Source organism: Flavobacterium hungaricum (assembly GCF_015182285.1).
In the GTDB taxonomy this organism is placed as follows: domain Bacteria; phylum Bacteroidota; class Bacteroidia; order Flavobacteriales; family Flavobacteriaceae; genus Flavobacterium; species Flavobacterium hungaricum.
The window spans coordinates 1104636-1126496 of sequence record NZ_PRDM01000001.1 but is presented as its reverse complement, the minus strand read 5'-3'; the positions used below and the strand labels follow the sequence as shown (position 1 = coordinate 1126496).

The 21861-nt window shown below is 35.2% G+C and carries 15 protein-coding genes; 12 read left to right on the top strand and 3 right to left on the bottom strand.

Annotated elements, in window-relative coordinates:
- Nucleotides 1–2: 2 nt before the first annotated feature.
- The 12 genes from C4F50_RS04880 (at nt 3) to C4F50_RS04825 (ending at nt 16701) form a co-directional block, all read left to right on the top strand.
- Nucleotides 3–1445: an ABC transporter permease gene (locus C4F50_RS04880; RefSeq protein WP_193845293.1), complete on the top strand. Its 1443-nt coding sequence runs from the start codon at nt 3–5 to the stop codon at nt 1443–1445.
- Between the two features lie 2 nt (nt 1446–1447).
- A complete protein-coding gene (locus C4F50_RS04875; protein WP_193845292.1) occupies nt 1448–2794 on the top strand; it encodes a DUF3526 domain-containing protein in 1347 nt (448 codons plus the stop codon).
- A 938-nt stretch (nt 2795–3732) separates the two neighbouring features.
- A complete protein-coding gene (locus tag C4F50_RS04870) occupies nt 3733–4332 on the top strand; it encodes an RNA polymerase sigma-70 factor (protein ID WP_193845291.1) in 600 nt (199 codons plus the stop codon).
- A gap of 67 nt (nt 4333–4399) precedes the next feature.
- Complete coding sequence (locus tag C4F50_RS04865) at nt 4400–5506, top strand: FecR family protein (protein WP_193845290.1); 1107 nt, start codon at nt 4400–4402, stop codon at nt 5504–5506.
- A gap of 97 nt (nt 5507–5603) precedes the next feature.
- On the top strand, nt 5604–8879 hold the full coding sequence (locus C4F50_RS04860) for a SusC/RagA family TonB-linked outer membrane protein (protein ID WP_228011953.1): 3276 nt from the start codon (nt 5604–5606) through the stop codon (nt 8877–8879).
- Nucleotides 8880–8883: 4 nt separating this feature from the next.
- Entirely contained in the window at nt 8884–10368 is a 1485-nt protein-coding gene (locus tag C4F50_RS04855; RefSeq protein ID WP_228011952.1) for a RagB/SusD family nutrient uptake outer membrane protein, read from the top strand.
- A complete protein-coding gene (locus C4F50_RS04850) occupies nt 10355–11824 on the top strand; it encodes a hypothetical protein (protein WP_193845288.1) in 1470 nt (489 codons plus the stop codon). The genes C4F50_RS04855 and C4F50_RS04850 overlap by 14 nt, the downstream gene beginning before the upstream one ends.
- 279 nt (nt 11825–12103) lie before the next feature.
- Nucleotides 12104–13246, top strand: a complete 1143-nt coding sequence (locus C4F50_RS04845) for a cytochrome-c peroxidase (RefSeq protein WP_228011951.1) — start codon at nt 12104–12106, stop codon at nt 13244–13246.
- Between the two features lie 390 nt (nt 13247–13636).
- A complete protein-coding gene (locus tag C4F50_RS04840) occupies nt 13637–14113 on the top strand; it encodes a glyoxalase (protein WP_228011950.1) in 477 nt (158 codons plus the stop codon).
- A gap of 63 nt (nt 14114–14176) precedes the next feature.
- Nucleotides 14177–14575 (top strand): tautomerase family protein, encoded by a 399-nt coding sequence (locus C4F50_RS04835; RefSeq protein WP_193845287.1) that lies wholly within the window; start codon nt 14177–14179, stop codon nt 14573–14575.
- 110 nt (nt 14576–14685) lie between these two features.
- Nucleotides 14686–15960 carry a DUF6624 domain-containing protein gene (locus C4F50_RS04830; RefSeq protein WP_193845286.1) on the top strand — a complete coding sequence of 425 codons (1275 nt, stop codon included), beginning with the start codon at nt 14686–14688 and terminating at the stop codon, nt 15958–15960.
- A 324-nt stretch (nt 15961–16284) separates the two neighbouring features.
- Nucleotides 16285–16701, top strand: coding sequence for a hypothetical protein (locus tag C4F50_RS04825; RefSeq protein WP_193845285.1), 417 nt, complete (start codon nt 16285–16287; stop codon nt 16699–16701).
- Between the two features lie 134 nt (nt 16702–16835).
- Here the strand turns inward: C4F50_RS04825 and C4F50_RS04820 are convergent, their stop codons facing one another.
- From C4F50_RS04820 to C4F50_RS04810, 3 genes are all read right to left on the bottom strand, one after another.
- On the bottom strand, nt 16836–18836 hold the full coding sequence (locus C4F50_RS04820) for a heavy metal translocating P-type ATPase (protein WP_193845284.1): 2001 nt from the start codon (nt 18834–18836) through the stop codon (nt 16836–16838).
- A 234-nt stretch (nt 18837–19070) separates the two neighbouring features.
- On the bottom strand, nt 19071–20579 hold the full coding sequence (locus tag C4F50_RS04815) for an efflux RND transporter periplasmic adaptor subunit (RefSeq protein ID WP_228011949.1): 1509 nt from the start codon (nt 20577–20579) through the stop codon (nt 19071–19073).
- A gap of 2 nt (nt 20580–20581) precedes the next feature.
- Complete coding sequence (locus C4F50_RS04810; protein ID WP_193845283.1) at nt 20582–21829, bottom strand: TolC family protein; 1248 nt, start codon at nt 21827–21829, stop codon at nt 20582–20584.
- Nucleotides 21830–21861 lie beyond the last annotated feature (32 nt).

Sequence of the window (21861 nt, the reverse complement as noted above, 5' to 3'; positions counted from 1 at the left end):
GTATGAAATTATTACACGCAGAAATTTTAATCGCTAAACAATTGCGAGATTCTGTTTTTAAAAATAAAGCCGTTTTTATCATTACGATTTTTATCGGAATTTTACTTTTGTACGCTGCTTTTTCGGGTTGGGAAAATTATACGAGCCAAAACGAAACAAGCGAAAAATACCAGCACGAATCGCGTGAAGACTGGTTAAAAAATCCAGATAAGAATCCGCATAGAATGGCACATTATGGGAATTTTGCTTTTAGAAAAAGTACTTCTTTAAGTGTTTTCGAGTTTGGGATGGAACCTTTCTTTGGAAATGCTATTTTCTTAGAAGCACACAAACAAAACACGGCCAATTTTTCTGAAGCTGGTTTTTCTAACAGCATGCTTCGTTTTGGAGAGATCAGTATCGCTATGGTTTTGCAGGTTTTACTGCCTCTTTTGATTTTCTTTTTAGGATTTAATTCCATTGCATACGAACGCGAAAACGGCACTCTGAAAATTCTTTTAACGCAGGGAATCAATTGGAAACAGCTTTTATTAGGCAAAATCTTGGGCGTTGCCAGCGTAATTATGCTTTTGTTTATTCCCACAATAGTGGTTCTAGTACTTGTTTGGCTGTTTTTGCAGGATTTTGCTATTTCTGCAGACGAAACAGTCAAAATGGTATTGTTTATTCTTTTTCATTTTATCTATTTAATATTCTTCTGTACGATTGCGGTTTTGATTTCGGCGATCAGCAAAACCTCCAAAAATGCTTTGGTTTCGCTTATCGGAATCTGGCTTTTGTTTACCATCATTCTGCCGAGAACTACTCAGGCAATCGGAGCTTATATTTACGAAGCGCCTTCTAAAATCCAGTTTAACAGCAATATTGAAAAAGACATTCTAAAACAAGGAGACAGTCATAATCCGAACGATCTGCATTACAAAGCAATAAAAGACTCCCTTTTAAGAGCTTACAAAGTAGATTCTGTTCAAAAACTGCCTTTTAATTATTCTGGATATATTATGACCGAAGGCGAGAAAATAAGTTCCAGAATTTACAACGAACATTTAGAAACGCTTTTAAAAATTTATAAAAAGCAAAACAGTTTCTCCAAAACAGTCTCTTTCTTTAATCCCTATATAGCGATGAAGAATCTGTCTATGGGCTTATCAAATACCGATTATGATTCGTATGTTGATTTTCAGAAACAGGCTGAAGATTATCGCTACAAAATGGCTCAGAAAATGAATGCTTTACAAATCAAATACATCAGTAATACAAAATCGGACAAGCCAAAAATTATCGGGAAAGAACATTGGGCAGATGTTGAAGAATTTCATTACGAGCCAAAAGGCATTACAACGGTTCTTGAAAACGAAATCATCTCGATCATTTCTATTATTCTTTGGATGATGATGCTTTTTATCTTGGTCAAAATTGCATCTAAAAAACTTAAAGCCATTTAATTATGTTAGCATTATTATTTAAAAATTTCATACGATCGAAAGGAACAAAAATTGGTCTGCTTTTCCTGCTGTGCATTGGTTTTATCAGTCTTTTGATCGGAAAACAGTTTCAGGACAAACAACAAAACAACATTCAGGAAGCAGTAGTTTATCAAAAAGAACATATTGCCAGAAATGCTGCTTTTCATAAAGACGAAATTGGACTTTTGCTGTATTACATCAAATTTTCATTGGTCAATAAAACACTTCCAATAAACAGTTTAGCAATCGGACAGCGCGATGTTAATCCGTCAATACAAAGTGTTACCATTCGTGGTTTAGAAGCACAGAAATACGATGCCGAACTCAATAATCCGAACAATCTTTTGTCGGGAAATATTGATTTTAGCTTTGTATTAATTTATCTTTTTCCACTCCTCATAATCGCTTTGTCCTACAATGTGATTTCAGAAGAAAAAGAAAGCGGCACTTGGAAAATCGTTGCTACACAGAGTCAGAGTACGTTTTTGTATATTCTAAAACTATTTTATGTTCGTATTTTAAGTCTAATCGTTCTTTTAACAGTACTGCTTTTAATCGCAGTGTTTGTCTTAAAAATTCCATTGGATCAATCCCTTTTTACCTTTTACGTTCTTAGTGTTTTGTACCTTTTATTCTGGTTTTCGGTATGCTTTTTCATTGTTTCGCTACAAAAGCATTCAAACTTTAATGCCGTTATTTTATTGACCATCTGGCTTTTCCTGATTATTATTCTTCCGGCAGCGATTAATACGTACATCGTAAACAAATACAAAGTTCCTGAAGCTCTGGAAGTAACGTTGAAACAACGAAATGCCTATCATGAAAAATGGGATATGGATAAAAACGAAACTATGGAGAAATTCTACAAACATTATCCGCAGTTTAGAAAATACAAATTGGATGACAAAAAAGAATTTGAATGGCTTTGGTATTATGCGATGCAGCAAATGGGCGACGACGAATCGGCTGTGCAGTCACGTGAATTAGAATCAAAATTGGAACAGCGAAACCACGCCAGCCAGACAATCGCAATGTTTATTCCGACGCTTCATACGCAGATTCAGCTGAATGAAACAGCGAAATCAGATCTTGGGAACCAGCTTTTATTTTTGAAAGAAACAAAGCTTTTTCACGAAAAAATGAGATTGTATTTTTATCCGAAAATTTTTGAAGAAGCACCGGTTGACAAAGAAAACTGGGAGAAATTTAAAGTCAAAACTTTTACTGATTCTACGGAGACTGGCTTTTTAAAAGCATTTTTACCTGTATTGCTTTTCAATTTAGTATTAATTGGTTTTGGATGGAGGAATTTTAGAACTCTAATTTAACCGGACGTTTTATAACCGCAAAGAAAGTACAGGTTTTTTCACTGAATTAGATTTTTTAAATTAAGGTTCTCAAAGCTTTTATTGGTAAAGCTTTGAGAACTTTGCATTTTAATCAATTGATAAATTTTTAAAAACAGTAATTGCCTCCAGCTTTAGCAAAATGATAAATTTCGGCTAAAGCCTTTGATAATGATTCATTTCACCTCCAGCTGAAGTTGGAGGCAATTCAGATTAGTTATTGTCTCAACACAAGCTTTGCCAACTTTGCGTTTCAATCAATTCATAGATTTTCAAAAATATCAATTGCCCCCAGCTTTAGCTGGGGGATTTGGGAGGATATCGTTTCAGGCTTTAGCCAAATTATAAAGTTCGGCTAAAGCCATTGTTAATACTGCATTTGACCTCCAGCTGAAGCTGGAGGCAATTCAAATTAATTCTTGTCTCAACACAAGCTTTGCCAAATTTGCGTTTCAATAATTCATAGATTTTCAAAAATATCAATTGCCCCCAGCTTTAGCTGGGGGATTTGGGAGGATATCGTTTCAGGCTTTAGCCAAATTATAAAGTTCGGCTAAAGCCTTTCATAATGATTCAATTCACCTCCAGCTGAAGCTGGAGGCAATTGATCTTAGCTATTGTCTCAGAAAACAAGCTTTACCAGCTTTAATTAAAATCCAACTCCAGAAAAAAACTGTGCGCTTCTTGCACAAATCTTAATGGTCTTATATCACTGATATGGTTCAAAAAAACAAGCTCAGACTTAACCGTCTGGGCTTTTTTTGCGCTTATTCTGAATAAAATTTCTCAAAACATTCAATAATTTTATTTTATTTAGAACTAATATAAATAAACTTTTATATTTGCCGCTTTCCGAGCAAATCCGACTAAGTAATCCTTAGAATAAATTACTTATATTGCTCCCAAAGTAATTTCGTTAAATGAATAATACCACTAATTTAGAAAACCAGAATTTCGAATCTTTCAAAGAAGGAAACGAAACGGCTTTCGGTTATTTTTACGAAAAATACTTTAAAAGAATACAATCCTTTTGTATTCAGTTTATTTATGATGATGAAGAGGCAGAAAATCTGGCACAAGAAGCTTTTGTGCATCTATGGCAAAACCGCGACGGTATTGAATCGATCAACGGAATCCAGTCTTTTCTCTACACCTACTCCAAATCAAAGTGTCTCAATCTAATTCGCCATAATAAGGTTAAAGACAAATTCAAAAACGACTTACTCAATCAAAAAGAACGCGAACTTAATATTGAAGTCTTAAATTCAATTTCATTCGACACTTTAGAATTAACCGAATTAGAGCGCATCATTCAGGAATCAATTAACGATTTACCTGCCAAAACCCGCGAAGTTTTCATCAAAAAACGATTCGAGAATAAAAAAAATTCAGAAATCGCCGAAGAAATGCAGGTTACTCTAAAAGCGGTTGAAGCCCACATGACCAAGGCTTTAAAGATTTTAAGAACAAAATTATCAGATTATTTATTCTTGATTTTTATCTTTATTTGTAATAATTAAAAATAAAAGGTAGGGTATTTTAATTCTGAAGTGTACTAACTAAAGCGAGAAGATTAAAAACGCATTTATGACATCGGAACTAATTTATAAATACTTATCTAATGAAGCATCAGAACAAGAAGCGGCACAACTTTTTGGTTGGATTGAAGCTTCGGAAGAAAACAAAAAGCAATTTATAACTTTAAAAAAGACTTGGGCCTTAACAGCACTTTCTGGAACTATTTCACGTGAGGTTCCTGTTATTGCTTTAAAACCAAAAAACAGAACAAGACAGTATTTACAATACGCGGCCATTCTTGCTGTTTTAATGGGTTTAGGAAGGCTGGCTTTCTATTTTAATGACAGAACAACAGCTTCTAAAGAAATTGTTCTGGAATTAGGCGATGGAAGTTTAGAGTATATTACCGAAAAAAATCAAACTGCTTTGGTAAATGATAAAGGCGAACTGGTTGCCAGAAAGTTTCCTAATCAGATTGTGTATTTTGGAAAAGCGCTTGATAAAAACGTTTTGTATCATAGCCTTAAGGTGCCTTACGGAAAAACATTCAAATTAAAACTCTCAGACGGTACAATTGTGAGTTTAAATTCTGGATCTACGCTGCGTTATCCGGAGCAATTTGGAATAAACGGTAAAAGAAATGTTTATTTAACCGGTGAAGCATTTTTTGAAGTTGCCAAAGACAAACAGCATCCGTTTATTGTGCATTCGGATGAAACTGAAATTGAAGTTCTCGGAACAAAATTTAACGTAAGTGCTTATCCTGAAGACAAAACTGTGAGCAGTGTTTTGGTAGAAGGAAGCATTAAAATGTCTGAAAAAGATAATTTGTCAAACAGTGTTCTCCTGCAGCCCAACCAAATGGCGGTCTGGCAGAACCAGTCTAAGAAAATTACAACAAAAACTGTTGATACTTCTTTTTACGAAGCTTGGACATTTGGCGAACTTGCTTTTAACAATACCCCATTTTCTACTATTACTAAAATTATTGAGCGAACGTACGACGTTGAAATCATCAACGAAAATGCTGTTTTGGCCAAACAGAGTTTTACGGGCTCAATAAAAATCAGTGAGTCTAGTGTCGAAAACATTTTGGAACTTCTAAAACGTGACACACCCTTTAATTATTCTATTGAACAAAAAACCATTACGATTACACCAATTTTCCATAACTAAATAAAACATGACATTAATGATACCCAACAACTTAAGAAAAACTCTGTTTTTCTTAGCCCTCCTTATATCCGGTTTTAAAGGTTTTTCGCAAAATAAATTGATAACGATACATGTTAAAAATAAACCGATCAGTTCTATTATAAAATCGATTGAAGAACAAAGTGATTTTAGAATCATTTACAACGCCAGAAAAATCGATGCCGAACAATTGGCTGATCTAGATATTAATAATGCGACTTTAGAAACTGTTTTAAAACAGTTGTTAAAAGGCAAAAACATTTCTTATTACATTCAGAAAAAGCAGGTTTTATTAACTAGTTCTGTTGCTGATAATTCTGAAGCAGATCCGCAGGAAAAAGAACGCTTTATCAGCGGAATTGTTTATGATGCAAAAAGTAAATTACCGCTTCCGGGCGCTTCTGTACGCATAAAAGGAATGGGAAATGGCGGTATGGGCGCTATCACCGACTTTAACGGGAAATTTGTTTATCAGTTAACTGGAAATGATATCCCGAATCTGGTACTCGAAGTTGGATTTTTGGGCATGCAGCCGCAATCACAAAAAGCAGGAACTAAAAAACTTTTTTCTTTTTTCCTTGAAGAAGCTGCAGACGAATTAAATCCCGTTATTATTACTTCTTCTTACGGAACTACAAAATTAAAAGAAGAAATTGTTGGGAGTATTTCTACTTTGACTTCTAAAGATATTCCAGTACAGCAGGCTTCTGAAAGTGTTGATAAAATGCTTGAAGGTCAAATTGCTGGTGTTTTAATCGAAAACACCTCTGGAGTTGGAGGTCCGGTAAAAATCAATATTCGCGGACAAGGAAGTTTAAAACCTTTAGGAAATTCAATTGTAGGGACTTCTACACAGCCGCTTATTATCATTGACGGTATTATTATGACTGAGGAAACTTACATTGACAGTTCTTTTTTTAATGGACAAAGCGCTTTTTCTGAAGATTTAGCTAATCCTCTGGCTCAAATTGCTCCAGAAAATATTGAAACTTTTACCGTTCTTAAAGATGCCGCAGCAGTTGGTCTTTATGGTGCTGATGGTGCCAATGGTGTTATCTTAATCACGACCAAAAAAGGTAAAATTGGTAAAGCTAAATTCGGTTTCTCTAATCAGTTGGGAGTTTCCTCTGCTATCAATCAGATTAAGTATTTAAATGGAGAACAATATACTGAAATGAGAAATCAATATTTAAGAAATACTTCTCCAAACACTGCACAGCTAACTTATAACGGAATAAATACAGATTGGTTTGATCTTTTAAACAATGACGGAATTTATAATAAGTATAACTTTAATGTTTCTGGAGCTGATTCTAAATTCTCATACAGAACAAATGTTTCGTATTTAAATATTGACGAACCGCAATTAGGAAATACAACCAAACAATTAAATGCCGGAATCAACTTAGGTTACAGACAATCTAAATGGAATGTAAATCTTTCATTGAATCCAAGCTACATCAAAAAGGTGGCTCCTAATACTTACTATTCTTATGCTTACATTCCAACTTTGTCACCTTACACTGCAGATGGATCTTATGCATTATCTGGAGTAACTGGATTAACAGGAGGAAATCCGCTGGCTGCTATTGCTCAGAATAAAAATGAAACCAATACTTACGGAATATTAGGAAGTATTAATTTAGGTTATGAATTAAATAAGGCTATAAAGTTCCAGACTTTATTTGGAATTGATTATAAAGACAAAGAACAAGATCGTTATTTCTCTGGAGAAAATGAAAGCGGCAGAAACAGCGGTACTTTTATTTTTAATGAACAGACTTATCCTAATTGGGGAAGAAGAGCAATTAATGAACGTAAATCTACTAAATGGAACTGGCAGGGACAAGCATTATTTGATAAGCAAATTACTGAAAATCATGGAATAGATGGTGTTTTAGGTTTTGAACTTGCAGAAGAAAAAGGAAAGTTTCATTATGCGTCAGCTACTGGTTTTATTAATCCGAATGTTATTAATTCTGTTTCTGATGCCTTACAAGATGATAACCGTACTACAGTTGAAGATGAAACCTACGCAAAACAAGCCTACAGATCTGATATTAGCAACGGATCTAGAGTTTCTTTGTTTTCTCAAATCAATTACAATTATAAAAAGAAATACTTTTTCTTAGGAAATATTAGACGTGACGAAAGTTCTGTATTTGGTGATGATACCAATGTCGCTCTAAACAGTGGTACAGGTTTAGCATGGATAATCAGTAATCAAGATTTTCTAAAATCAAATTCCTGGGTTGATTTCTTAAAACTAAAACTGAGCTATGGTTCTACGGGTAATTCAAGAATTGGATCTTACCGTTCGAAAGGTTTATACAACATTTCACAAAACGGATACAATGGTGGAGAATACGCCACTGTAGGCGACGCACCAAATGGAAGTTTAAGCTGGGAAAAAAACACAAAATTTAACGCTGGTATCGACTTTAATGTCTTCAACAGAATCGAATTATCATTAGAATACTACTATGATGATTTATCAGATTTAATTGTTGCGCGAGATATTCCGGTAGAAAATGGTTACAACACTTTAGAATTAAATGCTGCAAGCATGTATAATAAAGGTTTTGAATTTACTACCAGAATAAAATGGTTTCAAAAAGGAAAATTTAAATGGTCAACCTCTTTTAATATAGCAACTGTAGAAAATAAAGTAACCGATTTATTAGGACTAGGAAGCGATTATTCTCAGGCTAATATCGCTTTGGCACAAAAAATCGGGTACAGCACAAGTACAATCTGGGGAGTTAACTGGATTGGTGTTGATCCTGCCACAGGTAGAGATCTTATTAGAAAAAATGGTCAAGTTTACGATGCTGCAACTTACAGCCAATTATTTACAAATGCAGACTGGGAACCAATCGGAAACACACAGCCTAAAGCATTTGGAGGTTTCAGCAACAGATTTTCATTAAATGATAATATCATACTGTCTATAACGGGTGCTTTTCAATGGGGCGGAGATAAATTGGTTACAGATGATATTATCGGGAAATACAGAATTACATCCAACAGAAATATGTCAACAAATGCTTATGACTATTGGAAAAATCCGGGAGATATTGTGACACAGCCTGCTCCAAGCAATAACACTTTGATCGCAAATATGAGTAAATATGTTTTTGATGCAACATATATTAAAATTAGTAATATCAACTTGAGTTATAATGTTCCTGTAAAAAATACTTTTCTGGACAATTTAACTGTATTTGCAGATGTTTCAAATGCACTGTATTGGTACAAGGAAAAGAGTCCATCTGGGATGAACGGTATTCGAGAATTGAGTTATACATATCCACAAGCCAGAACTATTTCATGCGGCATTAATACAAAATTTTAAAAAGATGAAATATTTTAAATATATAAAAGCATTAAAATTTCCAGTTGTTTTAGCACTGCTTTGCTCATTACAAAGCTGCAGTGACTTTTTGGAGCAGGAACCAGGAACACAAACTTCTATAAAGGAACAACTATCAGATAAAAAAGGAGTTCTGACAGCATTAAATGGTGTTTATTACGATCTAAGAGCCATTCACACTAGTCCGACTTTTGCAGTATATTCAGACATACAAGGTGGTAATCTTAAATTCTCTCCTACTTATTCTGATGACCCAAACAGAAACGGAATAATTACCGTTCCTGGTGACATTGAGCCTTTCTATTCTTTTAATGATCAAGCTCTTGATTCTGATTTAAGTAGTTTTTATAGTAATGGTTACAAGATTATCAATGAAGCAAATTTAATTATAGAATTTGTGGACGGTTTGAAGGACGCTACAGAAACTGAGAAAAAACAAATAAAAGCAGAAGCTTTGACAGCCAGAGCTTATATGCACTTTTTGTTAAGTGAATTTTACAGCCAGAACTACAGCTATACTGCAGACGCCTCTCATTTAGGAATTGTATACAGTACCAAGTCTATAACAAATGGATTACAATATGCGTCCCGAGAAACTGCTGCCAATACCTATGCACATATTATCGAAGATCTTACAACAGCTGTAAGCTTTTATTCTGATAATGCGCTTTTAAACGGACCGGCTTATAGTTACTTCAATAAAAACAATACAAAAGCTTTATTATCAAGAGTATATTTATCTAAAAACGATTGGCAAAAAGCTTATGACACCGCTAATGATGTGATTTCAAATTCTGGTGTAAGTTTAGTAGAATCTTCTAATTATGTTGCACAATGGGAGCAGCCGGATCTTCCTATTTCTGAAATATTAATGGAGTTTACGATAACGAAAAACGAAGAAGGTATAACGGGTTCGTCTTTAGCAGCACTTTTTGGTTATACTAATAGTACAACCTTTCAAAAATATGTGGCTTCGCAAGATTTAATAGATTTATACGAGGCTTCAGATATTCGTAAACAATTATTCCTTGTACAACCCTTAACAACTTTAGTGAATTTACAGCCTGCACAATTGAACTATTATTTTAGTAAAAAATTCCAAGGAAACCCAGGTTATGTTGCATTTAGATTAAGCGAGCAATATTTAATTCGTGCCGAAGCTGCTCTAAAACTTAACAATACAGATCAAGCCAAAAAAGATATTAATACTATAAGAGCAAGAGCAAATGCAACAGTATTAAATGATTCAGAAAATCTACAGGATGCCCTGTTTCTGGAAAGAAGAAAAGAACTTTGTTTTGAAGGTCATTTATTTTTTGACATCGTTAGAAATCATAAAGATGTTTCTAGAAACGACGGCTGTCTATCTGAAAACTGCAGTCTTACCTATCCCTCACCAAAATTTGTCCTGCCAATTCCAAAAAGCAATCTTAACCTTAACCATAATTTAAAGCAAAATGAATCGTATTAAAATTATAGCTGTATTAAGCATTATTGCTGCATTATTCGTTTCCTGTTCAAAAGACGATTATAGATTAGATACTACCAGCGCAGATCCTTTTGTTAGATTTAACTTTTTGGTAAGCACAAGTAACATACCATTAGAGTATCCTGCAAAAAACACCTCCGGCTTGCCTGTGAGTACTTTTGAAAACAAGTCTATTAAAGCCTTTAAAGTGCCGGTAGCTTTGACTTCAACAGGCCTGAAATCTGCTGTTAAAGTAAATTTTAGTGCACAAACTTCTGGCGATCCCAACAGTTTTAGTCTGGAACCAGCAACAGAGTTATTGTTTGAAGGAAATAAACTGACAGATACCATTTTTGTTTCATTTGAAAAAAGATGGACTGACAAACAGACAATTTCATTAAAACTGGAAAGTGCATCGGATCCAGCAATTCATATTGGAAACTTAAATACAACGTATCCAAATAATACTTTTACAATTACGTTAGGTGAAATTAGTACCAACTATACTTTTCCAGTAAATCAATTTGTTGTAAAAGGCGAAGTGGGCGAAAAAGTTGATTTTAAAGTAAATTTTCCAAACGGATTTATCCCATCTGAAATAGATAGTAATCCTATTTTCAAATTTCAAAACGGTTTCGAATATTCTTTAACGCACGATGATTTTGGAGATAACAGAAGTTCTATTACTTATCATTTAACGCTTTTAGAAGATATTCAAAATGATGACGCCCGTTACGAATCAAAAATTACTTTAGTAAATACTCCTAATTATATCGCAACGGGTAATATTAATTTAACTGTTGTAAAACCTATAAAATCGAATAGAGACGTACAAGCATATCCAGCATCGAAATTTACAGATCCTACAAATGCATTTTATCTCACTTATGGAGAACATTGGTTTAATAACGCCGGAAACTGTACTTGGCAGACGTTTAATGCTTTGACATTTCCAGTTATTGTTACAAAAGACAACGAAAATGCCATACTTTACAGCGACAAAGGCACCGCAAATCCTAATGACGATGTGTATCACGACGCATTCAAAATCGGATTTAATGTTTCAAGCGGAACTAATACAGTCAATTCTTTTGGTTTAAAAAGATGGTTTTCTAACGAAAGCAACTCAGCCGCAGTATCGCCAGGATTTAATATTACCTCAGCTTTAGAGTTTTTTCCGGCAAACGGAAACAGCAAAACGGAAGGAACAGTGCTTGTAATTCCGCAGGACATTACCATCGGGTCAAGCGCGACAAACACGCATGTTATCGCCATTTCGGGAGATGGAACCTACAAAGAAATCAGCAATGGTCTATACGAAATTTCATTTGAACTAAAACTGACAAACGAGAAACTTTTTGGAGGAACTGTTTCTACGCAATACAGAATGTACAACAACAGAGTATACACAAAGCCAAGCCCTTTAAGCATTCCATGTCCTAAAGAGGTTACGCTTTAATTTTAAGTTTGTTTCAAGTTTCAAGTTTTAGGTTTCAAGTTTCAAGTTGCCAATAGAACCTGAAACAAAAAAATGTACCTATTGAGCTTTGTCAGAGTTAAAACTTTGACAAAGCTTTTGGAGTCTAAAGAATACTGAAACTAAACACTGAAAACTGATACTGAACAATAAAACTGAACACTAAAAACTGAACACTGAACACTGAGACTTGAAACCTGAAACCTGAAACAAAAAAACAAAAACAAAAAAACAAAAACAAAAACAAAAAAAACAAAAGAATTGAAAAAGCTAATCTTCCCTCTCCTATTCCTTTTGAGCTTAACGGCTTATAAAAGTCTGGACGAACCTGAATATATTGATGTTCAGGAACTCAGAAAATTGTATTCTAGCGGTGATGCTTCTAAATGGCCTGCTGCGGCATTGCATGAAAATGTTGACAAGTCTAAATTTCAGGATATCGGTGTGCTTCCTGCTGTGCCTTATCCTGCCTATAATCCGTATTCTAAGGAAAAGGAAAGTCTGGGAAAGATCTTGTTTTTTGATCCGAGGTTATCACGAAGCGGCCAGATTGCGTGCGCTTCCTGTCATAATCCGGAATTGGGCTGGACTGATAATTTGACGCGTTCTTTCGGGCATGATCGCCAAACCGGAAAACGCAATTCGATGACGATTTTAAACTCGGCCTATGCCACTTCTCTATTTTGGGACGGACGTGCTTCTAGTTTAGAAGATCAAGCGCAGTTTCCTGTTTCAGATCCGTTAGAAATGAATGAAAAACTGACGATTGCCGTTGATAAAATTGCGAAAATTAAAGGGTATAACGAATTATTTATAGCTGCTTTTGGAAATAAAAAAGTAACGCTGGAGCGAATTCAATACGCGATTGCGACGTTCGAAAGATCAATCAACAGCCCGAAAAGTAAATTTGACCAGTTTGTAAGCGGGAAATCTGAAGCTTATACCGATTCTCAGGTCAAAGGATTGCATTTATTCAGAACCAAAGCGCAATGCATCAACTGCCATAATACGCCTTATTTTAGTGATAATCAATTTCATAATGACGGACAGACTTTATTTGGAACTAAAAATGAAGATTTCGGACGCTATAATGTAACCAAAGATGTAAAAGACATTGGCAAATTTAGAACGCCTACTTTACGCGAAGTGGTAAACACAAAACCATGGATGCATCACGGACATTTTCCAACTCTTTTAGACGTAGTGGAATTGTACAATTTAGGAAATCCGTCTCCGGTTCAAAAGAAATATCTGGGAACAGCACGAGATTCTTTAATTCCAAAATCGGATCCAATGCTTCGAAAATTAGAATTAAACAAAGAAGAAATCAGTGATTTACTAGCATTTATAGAAACGTTAAGCACGCCAACCAGAAGAATTATGGTTCCAGAAATGCCAAAATAATTTAGTTAGTTTGTAATTGCCCCAAAATTTACAAATTAACTCAGCCCATTTTCTATTTGGAAATGGGCTTTTTTTATTTATAATGCAGAACTTTCTATACTAATTTCTTATCCTTCTATCAAAGCATAAAATAGCATCCGAGCCAGAAAACACGAGTGATTCTTTAAATTTGTTTGAAACGGAAGAAGCTTTATTTCTTCAATAAAAATACCATTATGGAATTAGAACACATCCAAATTCAGACTAATAATATCCAGCAGAACCACATTATTCTATCAAGACGTTCTGGGGCTTTCCATTATAGAAAAAAATACAGAATCACTATCCATTAAAGCCGGAAATTCTATTTTAGAGTTTGTTCAAAATCCAGCGTTTAAATCGATTTATCATTTGGCTTTCAATATTCCGAATAATAAACTAGACGAAGCCATTCAATGGTGCAAAAACAAAGTAGATTTAATTAGTATTGAAGATCAAAACTTTATTGCCAATTTTGAAAACTGGAATGCCAACGCATCGTATTTTTACGATAATAACGGAAATTTACTAGAATTCATTGCCAGACATGATCTTGACAACTCGCAAATGGCAGCATTTAGTTCTAAATCAATATTAAATATCAGTGAAATTGGGATTGTAAATGAAAATCCGTTAGAATTGGGGAAACAATTAGCAGCAAAACACGGACTGGAATTCTTTTCTAAAAATACCAACAGCGAAATTTTTGCCGCAATTGGTGATGACGAAGGTTTATTGATTATGGTTAAACCAAATCGAAACTGGTACCCGACACAAACTCCGTCTGAAAGCAATAAAACGGAGATTCGCATTGAAAATAATGGAAATCAAATTGAGTTGAAATTTTAGTTCTTCTTCTCCTTATCATCCTTTATTATTCGTTATTTTTATAAAAAAATTTAAACTCTAAAAATGCCATTTGTCCGAATCAGTCTGCCCAAAAAACTTTCATTAGAAACAAAAGATACTATTTCAAAAGCAATTCATGAATCTTTAATTGCGGCATTTCATATTCCGAAGGATGATTATTTTCATGTTATTGAAGAATTAGAACCTCATCAAATAAAATATCCCGAAAGTTACCTTGGAATTTCGCATTCTCAAGATATCGTCTACATCCAAATTACGGCAGGGCAAGGAAGAACTTTGGAACAAAAAAAGAAATTGTATCACCAAATTGCAGCTGGAATTGCGGCTTCAACAGAAATAACAATTAATAATGTAATCATTGTTTTGCTAGAAAATAACGGACTCGAAAATTGGTCTTTTGGCAATGGCGAAATTCAGGAACCCAAACATTTGAAGAAATAACAGCCTTAAAATCAAGTCTTTTTCAAATTAATGAATTTGACTTTCGATTTATCTTAAATTTGTATTTTCGTGGTAAGCATATCAAAATAATACCGTTAAAATCAATACAAATGAAACGATGTATATTTATTACGCTTCTGTTTTTGAACTGCTTTACTTCAAAATCACAAACAAATTACACATATGAGAAGCTGATTGCTGAAGCTTCTTTATTACATCTTCAAAAAGATTATAAAAATGCTGTTCCGAAATTAGAAAAGGCATTTTTAATTGAAAATCCCGATGCTTTAAATGCTTACAAAGCAGCTGGAATATATTCGCTTGACGAAAATAAAACAAAAGCATTTCAGTATTTAGATTTGTCATTGGATAAAGGCTGGACAGAAGCAGATCAATTGCTAATCGATCCGTATTTTGATTTTATTCGTACTAATTATTCTCAAGAATGGAAAGCAATTGAAAACAAAGCCTGCTTAAAAGAGCAGCACTATGTAGAAACATTAAAACTTCCGGAACTGAGAAAAAAAATCAATTCGATGGGAATTGAAGATCAAAAAATCAGATATTCAAAAATTCAAACTTCTGATCCTGAACAATTAAATTTAATACAACAGAAAATAAACGAATTGGATTTTAAAAATCTTTCGACAGCAAAAGAAATTCTAAAATCAAACGGCTGGCCCAAAATATCAGAAATCGGAAAAGACGGCGCCCATAATTTCTGGCTTATTGTACAGCATGCCGATCAGGATATTTTATTTCAAAAATCGGCCTTATATGAAATGGAAAAACTAAAAGGCACCAACGAACTGGATATGGAAAATTACGCCTTTTTGTATGACCGCGTGCAGTGCAATCTTAACTACAAACAACTTTACGGAACTCAGGTCAACTGGACTCAAAACGGCAAAGCTTCGAGTTTTAGGGGAATTGTAAATGAACATGAAGTTGATAAACGCAGAATGGCACTCAAACTTCTTCCTTTAGCTATTTATGCCTTGAATTATGGTTTTGAGTATACTCTTCCAACCGCTGTTGAAGCTTTAAAAAGAGCTGAAAATGATACAGAAAATACATTTAATCTTATCAATGAAGCCAAAAATTACTATCAAACAAAGGAATTTAAAAAAGTATACGACAATTACAATAATGCCTCTATGATTTTGGGAGGCATGACAAGTGCTCAAAATTTTGAAGCGGCCACACTCTTTGCTAATATCTACAATCAAACTACCGAAGAACAATACAGAAGCATTTCGCTGGATTTTTTAGGCTTAAATTATCTCAGAGGAGACTTAATTAAAAAAGATTTGTTGTCGAATAAAGAATTCCGAAGTTTTTATTCTGAAAAGAGATGGAAAGACCTGATAGAATCTTTGCAATAAATTCAAAGGTTTTGAAACCAAAGTCAAAGTAATATTCTGCCGCACATTTTTTGGTTAGTCTGCCAATATTTAAACCATGCGATTTTGCCGGTTTATCGTACTGAATGACGATAACTGCCGTTCAATTGCCGTATCGTGTCCTAAACCTCCACCTGTTTCTTATTGAAAACGGTCTTTTTATTTAAACTAATTTCCTTTTTATTTAAGTAAAAAAAGTTACAAATTAAAGTATAACGCATTCCCATTAAATAGAAAATTAGTTTATTTGTATTGAAAGAAAAACCTTTTAAAATTCCGAAAATCATTAATTTAAACTACCCATTTATGCCTGCATTTAAAACCTGGAAAGAAAAACCAACCGAACTTGAAGCCCAAAAAGCAGTTGAAGATTTTTTTGATTATTTAAAAAAAGGAGAACTCGACAATGCCAAAAACAGCGTTGACCATCTGTATAACGACTGGGAAGAATCGATTCATGTAATTTGGCGTGATCACTATCTTATTCATGAAATTGCCGAGGATGAATCTTTTGAAGGAAAAGAATTTTTGAACAATTTAGAATGGCTGGGAAATCTAGGAATTTTAGATGATTTTATGTGGGGAGAAGAAAGAGAAAATACACGCTATTTTGATGTCAGCGTAACTTATATGGGCGAACCTTCTGGATTTGCAGCACAATTTTATCTGGTCAAAAATGATGACCATTATGTTGTAAAAAGAGGTTTGATCGATATGGCTTAACCTGATAATGTTCCTGTGAAATATGATATTCGTTATTTTGATAACCACAAAATGATCAAACATTCCTACGGAACGTAAAAGATGAAATTCCAGAAGAAGAAGGAGCTGAATAATTGTTTTTCGCAAATCAAACTTTAAAACTTCATCTTCTGGATTCTTACCGCATTTAGAATCGCTAACAGCGCAACACCAACATCAGCAAAAACGGCTTCCCACATGGTAGCCAGTCCCCCGGCACCCAGAATCAATACAAAAGCTTTTACAACAAAAGCCAAAGTAATATTCTGCCAGACAATCTTTTTGGTTTGTTTACCAATGTTTATGGCCATTGCAATTTTGCTCGGTTTATCGTCCTGAATGACAACATCTGCGGTTTCGATTGCAGCGTCACTTCCTAAGCCTCCCATCGCAATCCCAACGGTGCTTAACGCAATTACGGGCGCATCGTTTACACCGTCGCCGACAAAAGCTACGGTTTCGTTTTTGGCTTTGATTTCGTTGACTTTATTGACTTTGTCTTCTGGAAGTAAGTCTCCATAAGCTTTTGCGATTCCCAGTTTATCGGCAACAAATTGTACTACATTAGTTTTGTCACCGCTCAGCATGGTTAGTTTTACGCCTAAAGATTTTAGTTTAGAAACCGTTTCCTGCGCATCTGCTTTAATTTCATCCGCAATGGTTAAGTAGCCCGCAAATTTACCATTAAAAGCAATGGCAATTGTCGTGTACACTATAGCAGACGGATCAATATCATAAGCAATGGAATATTTATCGAGAAGTTTAAAATTCCCAACGTGCAGTTCTTTTTCGTTGTAAATTGCCTTTAACCCGTGTCCGGAAATTTCTTCGATATTTTTCAATTCTACCGAAGGATCAATTGCTCCCGCATAATTATGAATTGCCGTTGCCACAGGATGCGTGCTTCGGCTTTCTAAAGCATTGACCAATTTTAGGATTTCGTCTTTATCAAATTCAGGTTTTATAATGACTTCCTGAACTTTAAAAACACCTTCGGTCATGGTTCCCGTTTTGTCTACTACGACATTCTGAATGGTCGAAATACTGTCCAGAAAATTACTTCCTTTAAACAGGATTCCGTTTTTACTCGCAGCCCCGATGCCGCCAAAATATCCTAACGGAATGCTAATCACCAAAGCGCACGGGCAGGAAATAACCAGAAAAACCAAAGCTCTGTAAAGCCATACATTAAAAATATAATTGTCGACAAAAAGCATTGGCAAAAGACAGATGGCAATCGCCAGATACACTACAATTGGCGTATAGATTTTGGCAAATTTTCTAATAAACAATTCTGCCGGCGCTTTTTTTGCCGTGGCATTCTGCACCATTTCCAGAATTTTAGACAATTTACTGTCGTTGTAAGCCGTAGTTACTTTTACAGCAGCAATTGTATTTCCGTTTATCATTCCTGCCAGAACTGTTTCGCCTTTCTTTTTCGTATCGGGTTTGCTTTCTCCCGTTAAAGCTGCCGTGTTAAAAGAAGCGGAATCGGATAACAATTCGCCGTCCAGTCCTAATTTTTCTCCTGCTTTAAGCTGAATAATCGCTCCAATGGGAACATCTTTTGCTTTGACTTTTACGGCGATATTGTTTTCCAGAATCGTAACCTCATCCGGACGCTGGTCTAATAAACTTTTGATATTCGATTTTGCTTTACTGACCGCCATTCCCTGAAAAGTTTCTCCAATCGTGTAAAACAGCATAACCGCAACACCTTCAGGATATTCACCAATGGCAAATGCGCCAATCGTGGCAATGCACATTAGGAAAAATTCAGAGAAAACATCTCCTTTTAGAATGCTTTCATACGCTTCTCGCAGAACCGGAATTCCAACCGGAAGATACGCAATCGCATACCACGCCATTCGAACATAATCTGTAAACCATGGCTGTGGAAAATAATTGTCGAATCCGATTCCGATAAGCAGTAAAATAAGCGATATAATAGAGGGAAGAAACATTTTAAAAATGCTTCCTTCTGCATTGTGCTCATGATCGTGTCCTTCATGGTCATGTCCGTCATTATCTGCGTGCACGGGTTCGTCATGCGAACAGCAGCAGGTAGTTTTGGGTTTGCTTTTTATATTTTTAACTTCTTTATCTTGATGTATCATTTTGAAGCTTCACGTTTAATCCCGATAGCTATCGGGACAAGTTTTATGTTCACAAAACCTTGTTTTAATAATGTTCTAAATTTAAGCATTTTGTTTATGGCCGCAAAGGCGCTAAGGCACTAAGTTTTTGTTTAATAAGAATTAACCACTATTTGTCATTTCCATCGAAGGAAGAAATAAACATACAATAAGAAAAAAACTCAGAACCTCAGCATCTCAGCACCTTAAAAAAAATCAATGCTCATGCTCTCCTCCGCCCTTCATAGCCGAAAGCAGGTAAAAAGCACCTTTGGTTACAATTTTGGCATTTTCTGGAATTTGATTTACAAACTTCACTTCTGTAAAGCCTAAATCTGTTGTGCCTGGAATTACTTCAATGGCTTTAAAATGAATTTCGTTTCCATGAGATTCTGCTTTGCCTGCTGCTTCTTTGTCAGCAGCTTTATGATCCTGTTCTTCTTCTGCATGCCCTTCCTCCTGCATAAAAACAAAATATTTATCGGCATTACGAACGACGGCATCTTTTGGAAGCGCTGGCACGGTCGCATTGGTGATGTTAATATTAGCCGAAACATACATTCCAGAAATTAGACCTTTTGCATCCTGCGGATCAATTTTAGCGTGAACAGCAACCGTTTTACTTTCGTTAGAAAAAGATTTATTGATTCCGAAAATTTTTCCTTTAATCGATTTATTGGATTGATTGGTCAATACAAAATCAATTATTTGACCTACAGAAATCGAACCCAGATCTTTCTCGTAAACGTTTAAATCAAGGTGCATCTGGCTGTTGTCTACCACTTCAAAAAGTGAAACTCCAGTATTAGCAAAAGCGCCTTTGGCAATACTAATTTTACCAACATAACCGCTTATCGGTGCTACAATCGGAACTACAGAAGTGCTTCCTTTTGTAGAAACGTGCAATGCATCGAGCTTATTTTTTGCTGCCTGCGCACGCGCTCTTTCGGCGGCCAGTTTTGCTTTTACTTCCTGAAAGACCTTTCTCGGATTCACATTTTCATCGCTCAGCGTTTTCTGGCGGTTGTATTCTAATTGCAGGTATTCGATATTGGCTGTCGCCGAATGATAATCTTCCTGCATTTCTATTACTTCCAGATTCTGAATGGTTGCTAAAACCTTTCCTTTATTCACAAAAGTGCCTTCTAAAACAAAAATATCTTTAACTGTTCCGCCGATTAAAGTCGAAACTTCTGCAGAATTTTGAGGCGGAACTGTTGTATAACCGTTTGCTTTAATGATTTTATTGAGATTTCGATCTTCAACAACGCCGGTTTCAATGCCAATTGTTTTGTATTGAGATTCAGTTAAAGCAACTTCTGTCTGAGATTTTTCTTCTTCGTGGGTTTCTGCTGCTTTTTTCTCATTACAGCTGATTAAGGTAACCGCAAGGCACGCAAGGAAAAAACGCGAAGTACGCAAAGCAATTAAACTTGGCGTTCTTTGCGAAAACTCCTTTGCGATCTCTGCGGTTAAATACGTTATCTTTTCATTGCAGCTTAGTTTAACCGCAAGGAAAAAACGCAAGGCACGCAACGAAATTAAACTTGGTGTTCTTTGCGAAAACTCCTTTGCGATCTTTGTGGTTAAATCCGTTTTCTTTTCATTGCAGCTTAGTTTAACCGCAAGGAAAAAGCGCAAGGCACGCAACGAAATTAAACTTGGCGTTCTTTGCGACAACTCCTTTGCGAACTTTGCGGTTAAATAATTCGATATATTTTTCATTTTTAATAATTTTTTAAAGTTGGAAATTGAACTTCAACAGCGCTTTGATTGTAATTATGCACCGCTTCTACATATTGTTTCTTAATATCAATGGCCTGATTTAAAAAACTGATGTACGACCAATAACTCATATCGCCGTTGGCATAACTTTTCTGCGCCGTATTGATAATCTGATCAGCGTATTGCAAACCTTCTTTCTGGAAATATTCTAATGCTTTTTGCTGTTTCAAAAAGTTAGTTTGAAGTTCTTCCTGTTGCAGCTGCAGCGTGATTTTACTTTTATCCAAAGCCAGTTGAGACTGCGAAATACTCATTGCTGCCGCTTTTGCTTTTGCCGTATTAACAGCTCCAAATAACGGAATTTGCAATCCAGCGGTAAAACCCTGAAAAAGGGATTCTGTGTTGATTGTTTGTGCAAAATATCCTAAACCTAATTTTGGTGTTCGCTGTGCTTTAAAAGCGTTGTTTTCTTTCTGATAAACTGAAATCTGCTGCTGGTAAAAATTGGTCAGCAGTACAGCTGCATTTGAATCTCCTGTGTTTTGTACAAACGAGTATTGCAAAGCCGTTTTTTCGTCCGGAATGATATTTTCATTGGTTTGAATAAAAAACTGCAATTGTTTTTGATAGACAGCCAAATCATATTCCAATTGTGCTTTCTGGGTTTCTATTTCTTTGACTTTTGCTTTAGCACTGATTACTTCAATATTCCCGCTTTCTCCTGTTTGAAAACGCAGTTCGGCATTTTTTAGGAATTTGGTATATACATCATTTAGTTCTGTATTCAATTTCTGAACCGAAACCCCGTATAAATATTGATAATACGCTAAAGTAACCGCCTTTTCGACTTCATAAACAGATAATGCTTTGCGTTTTTCTGCCAGTTTTGCGAGTTCTTCCTGTAATTGCCTATTGGCTTTGGTTACATTTCCCAGCGGAAAAAACTGCTGTATAGAAACATTGTGGTCAAAATCGACGCTGTTAAACTGACCGCCCTGATATTGTATCTGTAAGGCATCAGGCTGAAAAGCGGTCTTTATGAGAATCGTTTGTTTTTCGATTTCTTTATCGGCAATTTTTAAATCGATGTTGTTTGATTTGGCGAGTTCCAGTGCTTTTTCAAGACTGATTTTTTCTTGTGCTTGCGAAAATGTGCTAATCAATGCGAGCGTAATTAACCGCAAAGTTCGCAAAGGAAGATTCGCAAAGTTCGCAAAGGTTATATACTGTGTTATATATATTGAATTCATTTTTTTTCTCTTTTAAAATTTCTTTGTGTGCT